Below are 17,145 nucleotides of genomic sequence, written 5' to 3'. Positions count from 1 at the left end.
CCACGGTCGCGGTGGTCCCCGGTACTCCGGGCACGCTCCGATTCCACCGCCTGAGCACGGCGGCCGTCCAAGACTCCTTCCGCCGAGCCGATACCGTACGGGTATCGTGACGCCATGGAGCTACGTACGCTGCGCTACTTCGTGGCGGTCGCCGAGGAACTCCACTTCGGCCGGGCCGCCTCCCGGCTGCACATGAGCCAGCCGCCACTGAGCCGGGCGATCAAGCAGCTGGAGACCGAGGTCGGGGCCCTGCTCTTCGACCGGTCACCGGCCGGTGTCGCGCTCACCGCGGTCGGGGCGGTGCTCCTCGAGGAAGCGCGCGCCCTGCTCGACCAGGCCGAGCGGGTCCGGGTGCGCGTGGCCGGGGCGGCCGGCGCCGCGACCCTCACCGTCGGCATCCTGGGGGACAGCGCCGACCCGGACGTGACCCGACTCGCCGCCGCCTACCGCCGGCGGCACCCGCGGGTCGAGGTCCGCGTGCGCGGGACCGACCTGACCGACCCCACCTGCGGACTGCGTGCCGGACTGGTCGACGTGGCCCTGACCCGCGCCCCGTTCGACGGGACCGGCCTGACCGTACGCGCGCTGCGCGCCGACCCGGTGGGGGCACTGCTGCGCGCCGACGACCCGCTGGCCCGGCACGGCAGCCTGGAGCTGGCCGACCTGGCCGGGCGCCACTGGTTCCGGTTCCCGCCGGGCACCGACCCCGCCTGGCAGTCCTACTGGAGCGGAGGGGAACCGCGCGAGGGCCCGGTCGTGCGCGCCGTGCAGGAATGCCGGCAGGCCGTTCTCTGGAACGGCACGGTCGGCATGACCCTCCTGGACCACGAACCGGGGGAGGGCCTCACCGTGGTGCCTCTGCGCGACATGCCGCCGAGCCCCGTGGTCGCGGCCTGGAACGCCCGCGACACGAATCCGCTGATCCGCTCGTTCGTCCGGATCGCGACCACCGTCTACCAGGACTGAGCCCGCCCGCGGCAGGCGGTCGTCAGGGACCGGCCGGGGCGAAGGCCGTGGCTTCGACGGTGGTGCCGCAGAGCGCGAACAGCCCGCCGTCGTCGGGAGCCAGCTGGAGTCCGCCCCCGCCCACGCCCAGCACGATCGAGGGCGCGGCCGTCGGCTCTGCGCCGGAGACGCAGTACCCGCCCGCCTCGCCGAGCACCGGGGTGAAGGTCAGCCGGGTCGAGGCCCGGTCGCCGACCGCGAGCCGTACGGCCTGTGCCTCGCCCCGGGTGACCACGTTCAGGGGTTCGTTGCGGTCCGGTGAGCCCTGCCCGGCGAGTGCCACGGCGGGGAATCCCTCCAGGACGCACGCCCCCGGACCGCCGTTGACCACGGTGATCCGCACCTGGGTGCCGCCGAACCGCTGCGCGCCGCCCGCGACGAGCTGCCCGCTCGTGCAGGAGGCGTCGGCCCCCTGCCGTACGTCCGGCTCCCGCGCCGCCGCCCCGGCGCCCGGGCCCGCGGCCAGCAGCAGTCCGCAGGCCACGGCGGCCGCCGCGAGCCAGTGGGAGGGGGAGGGGGATGGGCCGAACGGGTTCCCGGCCGCGCCTCCCCGGAGCCCGCCCCTCGGTGCCGTGCCCGTCCTGGGGGTCGTCATGGGCGTCTCCTCGCGGTTCGCGGTGACGCCCGCACCCCGGCCCGTACCCCGCTCCCCGCCGGCCGCGCCGTCCTCCCAGCGTCGCACCGCCCCGGGGGTCGCGCAGCTTTTAACCGGAGTCCACGAGCGTGTCAAGTCCCGAATATGCGGAACATGACCCGGGTGTGCCCGCCGGGGCTTACTGGTGGAGCGGAAAGGACCTCACCGAAAAGGAAACGAGGGAATATCCGCACCGCCCCGGATTCCGGGTCGACCCCATCAATCATCTGCATCTGAACCGGTAGGAGAAGGTCATGAACTTCAAGGCTCGCACCAACAACGCTGTCCGCCCCAACCGTCGCGGGTTCCACATCGCGACTCTGGTGGCCTCGGCCGCAATGATCTCCGGAGGGATCCTCATCCCGGCGTCCATGGCCTCGGCGGCCTCGATGCCCGCTCACGTGGCCGCTGTCGCCCTTCCCTCGGCCGGCGGTGCCGGTGGGGACGGCGGTGAAGGCGGAGGGGGTCTCATCGGGGGCGGCGGCGGCTCCGGCGGCTCCGGCGGGGGCAGCGTCCTCGGGGTCGGCGGCGACGGCGGCAACGGCGGCAAGGGCGGCGAGGGTGTCCTCTCCGGTGGCGGCGGCGGTGGCGGCGGTGGCGGCGGTGACGGCGTGATCGGCGGCAACGGCGGCAAGGGCGGCAACGGTGGCGGCGGCCTCTTCGGTGGCACCGCCGGCAACGGTGGCGGCGGCGGCAGCGGCATCCTGGTCGGCGGCAAGGGCGGCAACGGCGGGAACGGCGGCTTCGGCATCCTCCAGGGTGGAGGCGGCGGCAAGGGTGGCAAGGGCGGCTTCGGCGGTCTCCTCGGTGGCCTCGCCGGCGGCGGTGGCGCCGGAGGCGGCAGCATCTTCTGATCGCTGCACCCGGCACCACTGATCGCGGTACCCGGCTTGACGGGGTGGAGGTCCTAGGGCCTCCACCCCCTGCACCCCCCTCTCGACCCCTCGTCCTCATCCAAGCGAAACCCGTGTTCACGGAAACGGAGAACCCCATGTTTACAAGCCCCTGGCAGCGTCCGCTCATCCTGGCTGCGGCTTCGCTGGCCCTCGTCACCGGAACGGCATGCGCCGCGCAGGCGTCCCAGTCCCACACCCCGGCCTCCGCCAGCTCCTCGGTTCTGACGGACCTGTCCTCGAGCTGCGGTGGCAAGGGCGGCGAAGGCGGCAAGGGCGGCGAAGGTGGCAAGGGCGGGCAGCCCGGTCAGCCGGGCGAACCCGGCCAGCCCGGCCGGGCAGGGTGCTTCCGGTTCGAGGACCTGCCCGACAAGACGAAGTCGGAGCTGACGGTGGTGGACAGGGTCCGCATCGTGGTGACCCTGCTGGCGGACGACTCCGACGCGACGAAGGAGAAGATCGCCAAGAAGTACAAGATCTCGGAGGAGCAGCTCGACACCTGGAAGAAGCAGTACGAGGACGGCGACTGGTTCGCCCTGATGGGAGGCAACCTCGCAGTCTCCCCGTGAGGCACGAGGGCGGGTGAGCGGGGAAAGGCGAGGCGCAGGGAAGAACACACGGGCCCGTCCGGCAGCTGGCCGGCCGGGCCCCACCTGTCCAGGCGGCCGGTCCCCCCCGGGAGCCCGCGTCACGGAAAGCATTTCTCGGCAAGGCAGCAAGGCGGCAAGGGAGAAAATCATGCTTATGCGTTCTTGGAAATTCCGTCTCGGTCTCGTTGTTTCGTCGGTTCTGCTCGGCGCCGGTTCGATGACTTCCGTCGCCATGGCGGCCCCGGCCCCGGCTTCGGCGCCGGGCCTGGCGGTTCCGGCATCCGCCGTTCAGCACCACGGCTCCGGATCCGGCGGCGACAGCAGGCCGGGAGTGGCCCGGTTCGGCAGCGGCTCCGTGAAAGTGGGCAACGGCAGCGTCCGCGTGGGCGACAAGGTGTGCGCCGGCAACTGCAACGGAACGGTGAACGGCACCAACGGCGGCAGCGGCGGAGTCTGCGCCGGACTGTGCGTCGGCAGCGCCAACGGCGGCAACGGCACCACCGGCAGTCCGGGCGGAGGCAACGGTACGAACGGCGGCAAGGGCGGGGTCTGCGTCGGGGTCTGCGGAAGCAGCGCCAACGGAGGCAACGGCGGCAACGGCGGGGCCGCGTGGCCCGGCACCGGCGACGGCGGCACCGGCGGCCGCGGCGGTGTCGGCGGGATCTGCTTCGGCACCGGCTGCGAGACCAGTGGCCGGGGCGGCAACGGTGGTGCCGGTGGCGAAGGCTGACCCCCGCCGCGCGGAGAACCGCGCCGGAGAGCACACGAGGTGGCCGGTCCCCAGGGGGCCGGCCACTTTGGTGCGCGGGGTCCGGACGGACGCGCACGCCTACTGGTCCCTGGCTAGACTCCAAGACATGGAAGAGCGGCCTGCCGCGTCCACGGGGAGTCCGCCGTCGGGCCGGCCGGGTGAGGGGGCCTCCTGATGGGCACGGCATCGAACCGGGGCCTCTACAGCCGGCCCTCCGGCCTGATCGGGAAGCAGATCGCGGGCTACCGCGTCGAGCGCATGATCGGCCGCGGTGGCATGGCCGTCGTCTACTGCGCCAGGGACCTGCGCCTGGACCGCACGGTCGCCCTCAAACTGATCGCCCCGGAACGGGCCCGCGACGAGGTCTTCAGGCGCCGCTTCACCCACGAGTCACGGGTGGCCGCGCGGATCGACCACCCGCACATCGTGCCGATCTTCGAAGCCGGTGAGACCGACGGCATCCTGTACATCGCCATGCGCTACGTCTCCGGCCCGGACCTGCGGGTCCTGCTGGAGCGGGAGGGTCCGCTCCCGGTCGCCACCGCGCTGCGGATCGCCGCCCAGGTGGCCTCGGCGCTCGACGCGGCCCATGCGCACGACCTGGTGCACCGGGACGTGAAGCCCGCCAACATCCTGGTCGCCGACGGTACCGACAGCGAGCATCCCGAACACGCCTACCTCACGGACTTCGGCCTGACGAAGAAGGCCCTGGCGCTCACCGGGTTCACCACCGCGGGCGAGTTCGTCGGCACGATCGACTACATGGCGCCGGAGCAGATCTCGGGCCGCCCGGTGGACGGCAGGTGCGATGTCTACAGCCTCGCCTGCGTGGTCTACGAGTCCCTCGCCGGCGGGCCGCCCTTCGAACGGGACGACGCCCCGGCCCTGCTCTGGGCGCACCAATACGACCGGCCGCCCCTCCTGACGGAGAGGCGGCCGGACATCACGGCGCCCGAGGTGGACGGGGTTCTGGGAAGGGCTCTGGCGAAGGTGCCCGAGGACCGCTACGAGTCCTGCCTGGAATTCGTGGCCGCCCTGCGCGCGGCCACCGGGACCGGAGCGGTCCGGCGAGGTCATCCGCCGACGCTGGTCGTTGCCCGGCCCGCCTGGACCGCGGGGGTGCCGGTGCCCCCGCGGGAGCCTCCGGCATGGGCCAGGCCGGTCTTCCGCGGCCCGGCCGGCGGAGCTTGAGCGGCGCGGGGGGTCACATTCCCAGGGCGATGGCCATCCGGGTCAGTTCCGCCGTGGTGTGGATGCCCAGCTTGGCCCGGATGCGGCGCAGGTAGGCGTCGACCGTGTGCTTGGACAGTCCCATGGAGGTGGCCGTCTGCACGTAGGTGCGTCCTGCGGCGATGTGTCGCAGTGCCTCCTGCTCGCGCGGGGCGAGGGCGGGGGCTTCGGCGTGCGGGGTGACGAGTGTGAGACTCATGGGATTCCCTCCGACACATCGGCTCGGTCATCGCTGCTCACACCCTTGGAAGCAGAAGACATATCCACGAATGTGGGTGTATGTCCGTGATAAAGAGCCTGTCGGTGGGAGTTCATGAGGGTGTCCGGCGACTGTCACAGGCGTGTCACAGGGGACGCCGGCACGCGTGGGACGGGCACGGGCGGGGCAGAGCCGCAGGACGAACGGGGCGGGGCCGCGGGCCCTCAGACCGCGGGCCCCCAGGCCGCGGCTCCCTCAGGCCGCGGCTCCCTCAGGCCGCGGCTCCCTCAGGCCGCGGCTCCCTCAAAACTCGGTGAGGGACTGCTCGGACCAGATGGTCTTGCCGACGGTCGTGTGCCGGGTCCCCCAACGCTGCGCGAGCTGGGCCACCAGCAGCAGGCCCCGCCCTCCCTCGTCGAAGATCCGGGCCCGCCGCATGTGCGGGGCGGTACTGCTCGCGTCGGAGACCTCGCAGATCAGGGTGGAGCCCTCGTGGATCAGGCGCAGCTCGATGGGCGGCTCGCCGTAGCGGATGGCGTTGGTGACCAGCTCGCTGACCACGAGCTCCGTGACGAACGCGGCGTCCTCCAGCCCCCAGGCCGTCAGCTGGTCGGTGGCGTCGCGGCGGGCCTGGGAGACGAAGGAGGGGTCCGAGGGCAGGTCCCAGACGGCGACCTTGTCGGCGTGCAGGGCCCGGGTCCGGGCGATGAGCAGGGCGACGTCGTCATCCGGAGGGTGGGTCAGCAGCGCCGTCAGCACCCGGTCGCAGGCCGTTTCCAGGGTGGAGGAGGGGCGGACCAGGGCCGCGAGCATGCTGTCCAGGGCCTCGTCGATGTCGTGGTCGCGGGCCTGGAGCAGGCCATCGGTGTAGAGGGCCAGGACGCTGCCCTCGGCAAGCTCCACCTCGATGGTCTCGAAGGGCAGCCCGCCCAGGCCCAGCGGCGGGCCGGCCGGGACGTCGAGGAGGTAGGCGGAGCCTTCGGGGGAGACCACCGCGGGCGGGGGGTGGCCGGCCCGGGCCGCGGTGCAGCGGCGGGTGACCGGGTCGTAGACCACGTACAGGCAGGTGGTGCCGATGCCCCCGCCGGTCTCCCCCTCGGTCTCGTCGGCGCCCAGATGGATGATGAGGTCGTCGAGGTGGGTGAGCAGCTCGTCGGGCGGCAGGTCCACATCGGCCAGGGTGCGCACCGCGGTCCGCAGTCGGCCCATGGTGGCGGAGGCGCGCATCCCGTGACCGACGACATCGCCCACGACCAGGGCCACCCGCGCGCCGGACAGCGGGATCACGTCGAACCAGTCGCCGCCCACCCCGGCCTCGCCCCCGGCGGGCAGGTAGCGGGAGGCGATGTCGAGCGCCGAATGACTGGGCAGCGTGTGCGGGAGCAGGCTGCGCTGGAGCGTCATCGTGGAGGTGTGCTCGCGAGCCGCCCGGGGGACGGCCGCTTCGGCCGGCTCCTGCACGGGGCGGGCACCGTCCGGGGTGGCGGCGACGCGGGCGTCCGCGAGATCCGGCGTGAGCGCGGGCGGCCGCTCGCCCGCGGCTGCGGCCTTGCCGTGCGCCGCCAGGTACACGGCCCGGACCCGGCCGTCCCCGTCCCGCAGCGGGGCCAGCGAGGTCGTCCACCCGTCACCGGTGGCCGTGCCCGTGCCCGCGCCCTTGTCCGCGTCGGCGCCCGCGCCCGTGCCCGTCGGGCCGACGAAGCCGGCCACGTACTGAGTCTCACCGGTCTCCAGCGCCAGGCGCATCCCGCGCTCGGCCGCGTCGCTCACCGGACCCGGCGCGATCTCCGGCAGCCGCAGCCCGCGCATCTCGCCCTCGGTGAGGGAGAGCGCGTGCTTCATGCCGGCGTTCGCCCGCACCAGCCGCAGTTCCGCGTCGAAGATCGCCAGCAGGCACGGGGACTGGGCGAAGGCCCATTCCTTCAGCGTTTCGTCCAGGGGCGTGCCGGTCTCGCCGGTGACGGCCGACACCACCGTCCACCTGGTGTTCCCCCCGGTGGAGGTCCAACGGTGCGCGAGCAGTCCCAGTTCCACCCGGCGGCCGTCCCGGTGCCGCAGCGCCACCGTGCCGCTCCACCGCTCCTGCCCGGGCGGGATCCGGTGCACCTCGTCGTCGGCGGTATCGGCGAGCAGGCGCGCGGCGGGCAGCCCCACGACCTCGGCGGGCCCGTACCCGAGCAGCCGACGGGCATCGTCGCTCCACTCGGTCACCAGGCCCTGCTCACTGATGGTGGCCGAGGCGGTGTACGCCGGCTCGTGGACGGCGCTCGTGGCGTGCGGCCGCTCATCAGGAGAGGTGGGAACTTGCTCCATCGCCGCTCATCTCGCCCTCGCTAGATCCTTCGCCGCCGTCCCGCGGCACCCGCACGGCCAGGGGCTCCACTGACAAGCATCATCCGGCGGGGCAAGGAGCACCAACGCAGTGCGCGGCCGCCCGCGCGAGGACGAGGGCGAGGACCGTGTCCCCCGTCCGCCAGGCCATCGCGCGGCGCCGTCCGCCGAGGAGGGGCGGCCGGAGGCCGAGGAGCGGAATGCGGCGCGCGGCGGGGCCGAAGATTCCGGTCCGGTCGGCCTTGACCGCGGCTTCCTTCAGGGCCCAGGCGCCGGCCATGGCCTCCGGCCGGTCCGCACCGATGAGGCAGAGCTCCCCGGGGGACAGGACGTGGTCCGCGGCGCGCCGTACGGCGCCGGCCGACTCCGTCCCGCACAGGTCCACCCCGACCGGTTCCGGTGCGAGGGCCGCCGCGACGTGCCGGGCGGTGTGACTGATGGAGAGGTGCAGGCCGGGCAGCGGGACACCGCCGACGAGCACGTGGGGGCTGCCGTCCGCGCGCGGGAGGATCTCCACGCCCGCCTCCGCCTCCGTCTCCGGTACGGGGACGAGCTCGCCGACCAGGCGCTTGGCCAGCAGCCGGCCCGCGGTCCATTCGGCCTGCCGCCAGGCCGGGAGCGCGTGGACCACGCGCTGTTCGGCCGGGGAGAGGAACGGTGCCCGCAAAGAGCCGGAGGGGAAGCCACCGAGGCTGCCGGAGCGCCGGGCCACGATGAGGACCGCTCCGCCCCACCGGTGGACCTGTCCCGGCGCGATCGACGGGAACACGGAGTTCATGACGGCGGGGGTCAGGCGGCGGCGGCCGCGGCCGCCGCCGGAACGGTGTCCAGCTGTCGCAGCTCGCGCTCCAGCGCGCTCACGGCCTGCCGGATCTGCTCGGGCGTGTGGTCACAGGTGATGAAGAAGCGCAGCCGGGCCATCTCCTCGGGTACGGCCGGGTAGAGGATGGGATTGACGCTGATGCCCTGCTGGAACAAGGCCTCCGCGAGACGCAGGGCCTTCAGCGAGTCCCCGACGATGCACGGGACGACCGCCGTGCCGTGACTGTCCCCGATGTCGATCCCCGCAGCGCGGGCGAGCCGGGTGAACAGCGCGGCATTCTCCGAGAGCCTGGTCACGCGCTGCGGCTCCTCGCGCAGGATCCGCAGGGCGGTCAGGGAGGCGGCGGTGTCGGCCGGGGTCAGGCCGGCGCTGTAGACGAAACCCGGCACGGTGTAGCGCAGGTACTCGACGACCGCCCGGTTCCCGGCGACGTAGCCGCCGCAGCTGCCCAGTGCCTTGGACAGGGTGCCGGACCACAGCTCCACGTCCGGGCGGTCGATGCCGAAGTACTCGCCGATGCCGCCGCCCGTCGCGCCGATCGTTCCGATGCTGTGCGCCTCGTCGATCATCAGCAGCGCGCCGTGCCGGCGCTTGACCTCGACGAGGGCGGGCAGATCGGCCATGTCGCCGTCCATGCTGTACACGCCCTCGACGACGATGAGCACCCGCCGGTACTGGTGGCGGACCTGCCGCAGGACGGCGTCGAGGGCGGTCGCGTCGTTGTGGGGGAACGGTCGCCGGGTCGCGCCGGACAGCTTGCATCCCTGCAGGATGCTGTCGTGGGCGAGGGCGTCGTGGATGACGAGGTCCCCCGGTCCGACGAGGTGTCCGATCACGGTGACGTTGGTGGCGTGCCCGTTGGCCAGGGCGAGAGCGGCCTCGCAGCCGAGCAGGCCGGCGAGTTCCGATTCGAGCTCCAGGTGGAGCGGACGGCTCCCGGAGAGCAGCCGGCTCGCCGACACCGAGGTGCCGCAGCGTTCGATCGCCTCCTTGGCGGCCTCGTTCACCCGGGGGTCCGTCGCCATGCCCAGGTAGTTGTAGCTGGAGAACGAGAGGAGTTCGCGGCCGTCGACGACCGTCGTGTCCGTCATGCCGCCTTCGTGGACGAGGAAGTACGGATTGGCCAGCCCGGTCCGGGTGAGCGTGGCGACGCGCTCGCCGTGGGTGGTGACCTCCGGGAAGCACTCGATCCGCGTGTGCTCTTCGGGCAGCGGGGCCGCGGTCGGGTCGGCGGGCGGCGGCCGAGGGGCTTCGGCGTCCTGGCCGGTGCGCTGTTCGGGGACGGCAGCCGGCGCGGTGTCCGTGGAGCCGCCCGCGATCAGCGCGGCGATCCGGTCGGCGGTGGGCAGCTCGGCGGCCCGTTCGTCGAACGTCCAGCGGGGCCACTGCCGGCTGAGGGAGGTGAACAGGTCCGTCAGCATCAGCGAGTCGAAACCGAGCTCGTCGACCAGCAGCTGGTCGCCCCGCAGCTGACCCACCGGGAAGGCGCTGATCCGCGCCACGTGCGCGAGCACGGAACCGGTGACCTCGTCGATGCCCCCGTCGGCCGGCGCGGGCTCTTCGGCCACCGCGGCAGGAGGGGCGGGGGAATCGGCGGGGGCCGCCGCGGTCGCGGGGGCGGTGATCCGCCGCTCGGCCGCCTCGGCGAGGCGGCCGAGCAGCGCCACCTGCTGCTGAACCAGCTCGCGCAGTTCGTTCATCGGGTCGTTCATCGAAACCTCCTCGGGCTGTACGGGCTGTACGGGCTGTACGCGCTGTGCGGACTCCACGCGCTGTACGGGCTCCACGGACTCGACCGGCTCCACCGGCCGCGCGGGCCTGACCGGCGGCGAAGCGGCCGCGTCCTGCTTCGCGGAACGCCTGGCCGACAGCCAGTAGGACCGGGTGTCGAGCCGCGCCACCGGCAGGTCCAGCTGCCGGCGTTCCTCCCGGGGAACCAGGGCGCGCGGGTCGACGGGGACGCCCAGGACCGCGAGCCGGGCGAGGGCCAGGGCCAGGGTGTGCCCGCCGTCCGGCGCCGCCCCTTCGACGGGGACGACATGGACGTCGCCGTGGCCGGTGAGGTTGCGGCGGACCGAGGTGAGGAGCGAGCTGCCGCCGGTCACCTGGAGGAAGATCCGGGCCCCCTGGTCGTAGGCGGTGCCCACGGCCTCGCCGAAGTGCACCGGCGTGGCCGCGTGACGGGCCCACAGCTCGCGCAGCCGGTCGGGCTCCGTGCAGACCTCCGCGTTCACGGTCGAGACGAACGGCAGGACGGGACTGCTGACGGGCCGGGCCGCGAGGGCCGAGCGGACCTCCTCCTCCACCGCGGCCAGCCGCGGCGAGTGGAAGGCGTTGGACACGTCGAGCGCCGCCGTGACGACCCCGGCCGTGGCGCAGGCCTCCCGCAGGGCGGCGATCCCGTGCGGGGTCCCGCTGACCACGACCTGGCGCGGCTGGTTGAAGCAGGCGAGCCACACGTCGTCGATGCCGTCCATGAGCCGGCGGCAGCTCTCCCTGTCGGTCTGGACGGCGAGCATCCCGCCCCGGAAGCCGGACTCGGCCCGCCGCAGCGCCGCACCCCGGTGGACCAGCAGCCGGATCGTGTCCACGTGGGTGAGGGCCCCGGCCGCCGCGGCCGCGGCGAACTCGCCCGCACTGTGACCGAGGGCGAGGTCGGGAGTGACGCCGCAGTCGGCGAGCACCCGGGTGGTGGCGATCTGGACGGTGCCGAGCAGCGGCTGGCACACGTCGGTGGCGGCGAGCCGCTGCCGCAGTTCCCCGGTGTCGCCCTGGGCCGCCGCGGCTTCCCCGTACAGCAGATCGGCGAGGTCGAAGCCGATGTCCCCGCGGGCCACGGCGCTCAGGACACCCACGGCCGACCGGAATCCGGTGAACCGTTCGTGGAGGTCCCGCAGCATGCCGGGCCGCTGGCTGCCCTGACCGGGGAAGAGGAAGGCGACGCGGCGCTGGGCGGCCGGGAGCGGGGAGTCGGCGGCGAAGGCGCCGTCGCCGAGGTCGCCACGGGTCCCGGCGATGAGCTGCTCACGTGCGTGGCGCAGCCGCTCCACGAACCCCTGCGTGCCGGTGGCCACGATCGCGAGCCGGGCCGTCAGCAGCTGGCGCGCGCCCAGGGTGTGGGCCACGGCAGCCAGCGGGGCGGGGTCCGGCGCGTCGAGTGCGTCGAGCACCTCTCCGATGTGCTGGTCCAGCAGCTCGGGGCTGCCGGCCGAGAGGAGGAGGAGCTGGGGTCGGGGGGCGTCGGCGCGTTCCGGGAGGGGGCCGGGGGCCGGGGCGGGCCGGTGCTCCTCCAGCACCGCGTGGACGTTCGTACCGCCGAAGCCGAAGGAGCTGACGGCGGCACGCCGCGGGGCGCCGCCGCCCGGAAAGGGCCGCGCCGTGTCGGCGAAGCGCAGGCCCGCGGCACCGATGCCCAGCTCCGGGTGGGGGGTGGTGTGCGGCTGCGGCACGATCGTGCGGTGGTGGACGACCAGGGCCGTCTTGATCAGTCCGGCGATGCCCGCCGCCGACAGCGAGTGCCCGATGAGGGCCTTGCCCGCGCCGAGGTAGCACAGACCGGGGTCGTCGTCGGGGAACTCGGTGCGCAGCCGGCGCAGCGCCTCCGTCTCGGCACGGTCGCCGGCGGCGGTGCCGGTGCCGTGGGCCTCCAGGAAGCCCACCGACGAGGGGGCGACCCCCGCGTCGTCGTAGGCCCGGAGCATGGCGCGCAGCTGGCCCTCGGCGGTGGGGACCAGCGGTCCGGGGGACGCCCCGTCGTTGGCCGAGCCGATGCCCTTGATCACCGCGTAGACGCGGTCGCCGTCCGTGAGGGCGTCCTCGAGCGGCCGCAGCACGACGGCGCCCGCGCCTTCGCCGAGGACGAACCCGTCGGCCTCCTCGTCGAACGGGCGGCACACCCCGGCGGCGGACAGCGCGCGGAGCCTGGAGAAGCCGACCAGGCTGTCGGGGGTGAGGTTGAGGTACACCCCGCCGACGATCGCGATCCGGCAGGTCCCCTGGCGCAGGTGGGCCATCGCCTGGTCGAGGGCGACCAGCGACCCGGAGCAGGCGGCGTCGACGGCGAAGCTGGGGCCACCGAGGTCGAACTGCCGGCTGACGCTCCCGGCCGCCATGTTGAGGAGGCTCCCGGGGAGGGTGAAGGAGTCCACGGTACCGAGCTCGCGCGCCCGCTCCTTGACGGCGTCCAGGCCGCTCCGGTCGTCCGCCGCGTCCGACTCGCCGGCCGCGTACGACTCGTCGGCCTCGGCGATGACCCGGAGGGGGGCCGTCATCAGGTCCTTGTAGTCGGAGACCGACAGTCCGAAGAAGACCCCGGTGTGCTCCCGGTCGAAGTCGCCGCGCCCCATCCCGGCGTCCTCGAGGGCCTCGCGGCTGACGTCGAGCATCAGCCGGTGCTGCGGGTCCATGGCCCGGGCGCGGGCCGGGGGAACCCCGTAGTGCATCGCGTCGAAGCGGTCGACGTCGTCCAGGAAGGCGACCTGGTCGGTGTACGCGGCGTTCGGGCCGGACCGGGTGCCGGGTTCGTGGAAGGCCCCGTGGTTCCAGCGCTTCCGGGGCACGGGGGCGAACTGCCGCTCCGCGCTCAGCAGGAGCTTCCAGTAGGCGCGGATGTCGAGGGCGCCGGGGAAGCGGCAGCCGAGTCCGACGATGGCGATGTCGTTCATGAGGGGGCTTCCTTGTCGTTCTTGTCGCAGCACCCGGGCGATCGGCGACCGGGGGCGGCTGGGACGGGTACGGGCGGGACGGGGACGGGGACGAGGGCGGATCCGGTGCTCAGCGCCGCGCGGGGGCGTGGACGCGGACGGCGGTACGGGCCGGATTGCAGCGGCCCGGGGCGCACCGCCCGGCGGCGGCCGGAGGAGGCCGCGGGGCCGGGACGGGCTCCCGGCGCCTCAGCGGCCGCGGTGCCCACCAGTTGAGGCCGCCCGCCAGGCGCATCAGCGCCGGTACGAGGACACCCCGTACGAGAGTGGCGTCGAGGAGGACGCCGAGGCCCGCGCCGATCCCGAAGAACTGCAGGAGGGAGACCCGGGAGGTGCCGAAGCTCAGGAGGGTGAACGCGAGCAGGGCTCCGGCGGTGGTCACGATGCCGCCCGTGCGGGCGACGCCCGAGACGATCGAGGCCGCGGTGTCCTGCCCGGCGTCGTGCGCCTCCTTGATCCGCGCCAGGACGAAGACCTCGTAGTCCACCGAGAGCCCGAAGACGATGCAGAACAGCAGCACCGGCATGGTCGTGCTGAGCGGGCCGGGGGTGAAACCCAGCAGGTGGCTCAGATGGCCGGTCTGGAAGATCCACACCATGGCTCCGAGGACGGCCGTGAGGCTCAGGGCGTTCAGCGCGATCGCCTTGAGCGGCAGCAGCAGGCTGCGCGTGAAGCCGAGCAGCAGCACGAAGGTGGTGAGGGCGATCAGGGCGAGGGCCGTCGGAATCCGGTCCCCCACCGTGTCCTTGGCGTCGACGAGCACCGCACTCGGCCCCCCGACGAGGACGCCGGTGCCCACCGGGGCAGGAGTCCCGCGGATCTCCCGTACGAGCTGCTGGGCGGCGCGCGAGGCGGGGTCGGCCAGCGGCACCACGGAGATCTGGGCCGGGTCGTCGCCGACGGGTCCCACGACCCGGGCCACCTGGGGGAGCGCGGACAGCCGGCGGGCGTACTCCTCCCGTGCCTGCCGGGGCGCCGTACCCGTCATGACCACGCTGAGCGCGCCGGAGCCCTTCATGTCGAACGCGCCGCGCACCAGGTCACCGGTCTGCCGGCTGGCCGCGCCCACCGGCAGGGCCCGGTCGTCGGGGGTGGCGAAACCGGCGTGGGCGAACGGCGCGGCGAGCACCAGCAGCAGGCCGATGACCGGCAGCGCCGCGACCAGCGGGCGGCGTACGACGATCCGCGCCAGCCCCTCCCAGAAGGGCGACCGGGACCCGGTCCGGACCCGGTGGCGCCACGGCACGGGCCAGGCGTTCACCCGCTGTCCGAGCAGTGTGAGCAGGGCCGGCAGGACGGTCACGGCGCTCACCGCGGCGATCACCACCACCGCGATGCCGGCGTAGGCGAAGGACCGCAGGAAGTACGGCGGGAAGACCAGCAGCGTCGCGAGCGCGGCGCAGACCGTCGCCGCGCTGAAGCCGATCGTGTGCCCGGCGGTGCGCACGGTCCGCACGGCGGCGTTGCGCGGCCGGTAACCGGCCGCGAGCTCCTCACGGAACCGCGAGACGATCAGCAGCCCGTAGTCGATGCCCAGCCCCAGGCCGAGCGCGGTGGTGAGGTTCAGCGCGAACACGGACACATCGGTGACGGAGCCGAGGACGCTCAGGACCAGCAGGGTCCCGGCGATGGCCAGGACCCCGATCAGCAGGGGCAGGGCGGCGGCCACCACGCTGCCGAAGACCAGCACCAGCAGGATCAGGGTTCCGGGCAGGACGACGTACTCGGCCCGCTTCAGGTCGGACTCCGCGATCTCCTGGAGCTCGGCGTCGGTGAGCGCCGTCCCTCCAGCGCGCACCGTCAGGGCCGGGGCCGGGCCGGTGGGGGCGGTCAGCTCCCCGCCCAGCCGCCGGACGCGCGCCGCGAGCTGCTCGCCCTCCCCGTCCACGTGCGCGAGCAGCATGGCCGTACGGCCGTCGCGGCCGCGCAGCTCGGCCGCCCGGCCGGTCCAGTACGAGGTCACGCCGGTCACGTGCGGCTGGGCGGCGAGCCGGCCGGTCAGGCCCTCGCCCGCGGTCCGGGCCGCCGGGTCGTCCACGGAACCGCCGGCCGCCCGTGCCACGAGGACCAGGTTGGGGGAGGCCCCCAGGTGCGCGGCCGCCACCCGGGCGGCGCGGCTGGATCCGGACTGCGGATCGTCGTAGCCGCCGGTCTTGAGCCGGCCGGCCGCTCCGGCGCCGAAGGCGACGGACACCAGGAGGAACAGGAGGGCGGCGAGGAGGACGAGCCGGGGCCGACGGGTCACGAAGACCCCTGCGCGACGGTACATCGGGGGCTCCGATCCAGGTGGGGGTCCGTCCCGCTCTGGTGCGGGAGGGTTCGGATTCCACCGTGCCCGGAGGCGGGCCGGGGGCGTAGCCCCGGCTGTTCGTCACTTGACAGGAGCCGGTTCATCGGCTGGGGGCGTGACCGGGGGCGGCTGGATATCGCTGTTCACCCAGGCAAACCCGGGGCGGGACAAGATCACCGGATCGAGCCAATGCCGACGTTTTTTCACGGGCAACGGGCCGCACCAGCCGTTAGCGTTCCCGCCGATCGCCGCCTTTACGAAGGAGAACGCTCCTGATGACCGTTGACACCAGCCCGGAAGCGCAGCTGGATCAGTCCCGGCAGTCCAGCCTGGGCACTTCGGCCGCCCGCAACCTTGCCACCACGACCAAGTCCGCCCCGCAGATGCAGGAGATCACCTCCCGCTGGCTGCTGCGGATGCTTCCCTGGGTGGAGACCAAGGGCGGTGCCTACCGGGTGAACCGCCGGCTGAGCTACACCGTCGGCGACGGGGCCATCGAGTTCGTCCAGGACGGCGCCCGCGTCCAGGTGATCCCCCGCGAGCTCGGCGAGCTGGCCCTGCTGCGCGGCTTCGAGGACGAGGAGGTGCTCGCGACGATCGCGGGCCGGTGCGTCCAGCGCGATTTCCGGGCCGGCGAGGTACTGGTCGAGCGCGGCAGCCCCGCCGAGCAGATCCACCTGATCGCCCACGGCCGGATCAGCCAGACCACCGCCGGCAAGTACGGCGACGAGATCGCCGTCGCGGTGCTCGCCGACGGCGACCAGTTCGGCGAGAACGCCCTGCTGGACGCCGACGCCCGGTGGGACTACACCGCCACCGCGGAGACCGCCGGCACCCTGCTCACGCTGTCGCGCGCCGACGTCGCCGCCGTGGTGTCGGCCGCACCGCACCTCCAGGAGCACATCCAGCGGTTCAGCTCCCTCCCCCTGCAGCGGCAGAACCGGCACGGCGAGGCCGAGATCGCCATGTCGGCCGGCCACACCGGCGAGGCCGAGCTGCCCGGTGCCTTCGTGGACTACGAACTCAAGCCGCGGGAGTACGAGCTCTCCATCGCGCAGACCGTCCTGCGCATCCACACCAGGGTCGCCGACCTCTACAACGGGCCGATGAACCAGACGGAGGAGCAGCTCAGGCTCACCATCGAGGCGCTGCGCGAGCGCCAGGAGCACGAGCTGGTCAACAACCGGGAGTTCGGCCTGCTCCACAACGCCGCCTTCAAGCAGCGCATCCAGACCCACTCCGGCCCGCCCACCCCGGACGACCTCGACGAGCTGCTCTGCCGCCGCCGCGGCACCAAACTCTTCCTCGCCCATCCCCGCACCATCGCGGCGATCGGGCGCGAGATGAACGCCCGCGGGCTCTACCCGGACCACGTCGACGTCGGCGGGCAGCAGGTCCCGGCCTGGCGCGGGGTCCCGATCCTGCCCTGCAACAAGATCCCGATCACCAAGGAGAACACCAGCTCGATCCTCGCCATGCGAACCGGCGAGGACAACCAGGGCGTCGTCGGGCTGCGCCAGACCGGACTGCCGGAGGAGTACGAGCCGGGCCTGTCGGTGCGCTTCATGGGCATCGACGAGCGGTCGATCATCTCCTACCTGGTCACCACCTACTACTCCGCCGCCATCCTGGTGCCCGACGCGCTCGGCGTGCTGGAGAACGTGCAGATCGCCCGCAGGAGCGACTGAGCGGCCGC

General features: G+C 73.6%; 12 protein-coding genes. 6 read left to right on the top strand and 6 right to left on the bottom strand.

Annotated elements, in window-relative coordinates; all coding sequences use genetic code 11:
• The first annotated feature begins 114 nt into the window (after positions 1 to 114).
• Positions 115 to 966: a LysR substrate-binding domain-containing protein gene (locus tag OG904_RS01125; protein ID WP_405486384.1), complete on the top strand. Its 852-nt coding sequence runs from the start codon at positions 115 to 117 to the stop codon at positions 964 to 966.
• Positions 967 to 988: 22 nt separating this feature from the next.
• Here OG904_RS01125 and OG904_RS01120 read toward each other — a convergent pair whose 3' ends face one another.
• Positions 989 to 1,600, bottom strand: a complete 612-nt coding sequence (locus tag OG904_RS01120; protein ID WP_405486382.1) for a DUF4232 domain-containing protein — start codon at positions 1,598 to 1,600, stop codon at positions 989 to 991.
• 293 nt (positions 1,601 to 1,893) lie between these two features.
• Here OG904_RS01120 and OG904_RS01115 point away from each other — a divergent pair, with 293 nt between their 5' ends.
• The 4 genes from OG904_RS01115 to OG904_RS01100 all read left to right on the top strand — a co-directional run bounded on the left by OG904_RS01115 (position 1,894) and on the right by OG904_RS01100 (position 5,064).
• Positions 1,894 to 2,493, top strand: coding sequence for a hypothetical protein (locus tag OG904_RS01115; RefSeq protein WP_405486381.1), 600 nt, complete (start codon positions 1,894 to 1,896; stop codon positions 2,491 to 2,493).
• Positions 2,494 to 2,630: 137 nt separating this feature from the next.
• Entirely contained in the window at positions 2,631 to 3,101 is a 471-nt protein-coding gene (locus OG904_RS01110) for a hypothetical protein (protein ID WP_405486380.1), read from the top strand.
• Positions 3,102 to 3,339: 238 nt separating this feature from the next.
• A complete protein-coding gene (locus tag OG904_RS01105) occupies positions 3,340 to 3,852 on the top strand; it encodes a hypothetical protein (RefSeq protein ID WP_405486379.1) in 513 nt (170 codons plus the stop codon).
• A 195-nt stretch (positions 3,853 to 4,047) separates the two neighbouring features.
• Positions 4,048 to 5,064, top strand: a complete 1,017-nt coding sequence (locus tag OG904_RS01100; RefSeq protein WP_405486378.1) for a serine/threonine-protein kinase — start codon at positions 4,048 to 4,050, stop codon at positions 5,062 to 5,064.
• A gap of 13 nt (positions 5,065 to 5,077) precedes the next feature.
• Here the strand turns inward: OG904_RS01100 and OG904_RS01095 are convergent, their stop codons facing one another.
• The 5 genes from OG904_RS01095 to OG904_RS01075 form a co-directional block, all read right to left on the bottom strand.
• Entirely contained in the window at positions 5,078 to 5,302 is a 225-nt protein-coding gene (locus OG904_RS01095) for a response regulator transcription factor (RefSeq protein WP_405486376.1), read from the bottom strand.
• Between the two features lie 303 nt (positions 5,303 to 5,605).
• A complete protein-coding gene (locus tag OG904_RS01090; protein WP_405486374.1) occupies positions 5,606 to 7,615 on the bottom strand; it encodes a SpoIIE family protein phosphatase in 2,010 nt (669 codons plus the stop codon).
• A gap of 79 nt (positions 7,616 to 7,694) precedes the next feature.
• On the bottom strand, positions 7,695 to 8,411 hold the full coding sequence (locus OG904_RS01085; protein ID WP_405486372.1) for a 4'-phosphopantetheinyl transferase family protein: 717 nt from the start codon (positions 8,409 to 8,411) through the stop codon (positions 7,695 to 7,697).
• Between the two features lie 11 nt (positions 8,412 to 8,422).
• Entirely contained in the window at positions 8,423 to 13,120 is a 4,698-nt protein-coding gene (locus OG904_RS01080) for a type I polyketide synthase (RefSeq protein ID WP_405486370.1), read from the bottom strand.
• A 109-nt stretch (positions 13,121 to 13,229) separates the two neighbouring features.
• On the bottom strand, positions 13,230 to 15,428 hold the full coding sequence (locus OG904_RS01075; RefSeq protein ID WP_405486368.1) for an MMPL family transporter: 2,199 nt from the start codon (positions 15,426 to 15,428) through the stop codon (positions 13,230 to 13,232).
• A gap of 296 nt (positions 15,429 to 15,724) precedes the next feature.
• On the opposite strand from OG904_RS01075, the gene OG904_RS01070 reads away from it, so the two are divergent.
• Positions 15,725 to 17,137 (top strand): family 2B encapsulin nanocompartment shell protein, encoded by a 1,413-nt coding sequence (locus OG904_RS01070; protein ID WP_405486366.1) that lies wholly within the window; start codon positions 15,725 to 15,727, stop codon positions 17,135 to 17,137.
• Positions 17,138 to 17,145 lie beyond the last annotated feature (8 nt).

Source organism: Streptomyces sp. NBC_00096 (assembly GCF_045041305.1).
In the GTDB taxonomy this organism is placed as follows: domain Bacteria; phylum Actinomycetota; class Actinomycetes; order Streptomycetales; family Streptomycetaceae; genus Streptomyces.
Note: the sequence above shows the minus strand (reverse complement) of the source record. Positions and strands in the feature narration are given on the sequence as shown.

Bases quoted from the DNA above. Each gene is read 5' to 3' on its own strand.
- OG904_RS01120 (WP_405486382.1), bottom strand. From the start codon at position 1,600: ATGACGACCCCCAGGACGGGCACGGCACCGAGGGGCGGGCTCCGGGGA.
- OG904_RS01100 (WP_405486378.1), top strand. From the start codon at position 4,048: ATGGGCACGGCATCGAACCGGGGCCTCTACAGCCGGCCCTCCGGCCTG.
- OG904_RS01075 (WP_405486368.1), bottom strand. From the start codon at position 15,428: ATGTACCGTCGCGCAGGGGTCTTCGTGACCCGTCGGCCCCGGCTCGTC.
- OG904_RS01115 (WP_405486381.1), top strand. From the start codon at position 1,894: ATGAACTTCAAGGCTCGCACCAACAACGCTGTCCGCCCCAACCGTCGC.
- OG904_RS01105 (WP_405486379.1), top strand. From the start codon at position 3,340: ATGACTTCCGTCGCCATGGCGGCCCCGGCCCCGGCTTCGGCGCCGGGC.
- OG904_RS01070 (WP_405486366.1), top strand. From the start codon at position 15,725: ATGACCGTTGACACCAGCCCGGAAGCGCAGCTGGATCAGTCCCGGCAG.
- OG904_RS01090 (WP_405486374.1), bottom strand. From the start codon at position 7,615: ATGGAGCAAGTTCCCACCTCTCCTGATGAGCGGCCGCACGCCACGAGC.
- OG904_RS01085 (WP_405486372.1), bottom strand. From the start codon at position 8,411: ATGAACTCCGTGTTCCCGTCGATCGCGCCGGGACAGGTCCACCGGTGG.
- OG904_RS01080 (WP_405486370.1), bottom strand. From the start codon at position 13,120: ATGAACGACATCGCCATCGTCGGACTCGGCTGCCGCTTCCCCGGCGCC.
- OG904_RS01095 (WP_405486376.1), bottom strand. From the start codon at position 5,302: ATGAGTCTCACACTCGTCACCCCGCACGCCGAAGCCCCCGCCCTCGCC.
- OG904_RS01110 (WP_405486380.1), top strand. From the start codon at position 2,631: ATGTTTACAAGCCCCTGGCAGCGTCCGCTCATCCTGGCTGCGGCTTCG.
- OG904_RS01125 (WP_405486384.1), top strand. From the start codon at position 115: ATGGAGCTACGTACGCTGCGCTACTTCGTGGCGGTCGCCGAGGAACTC.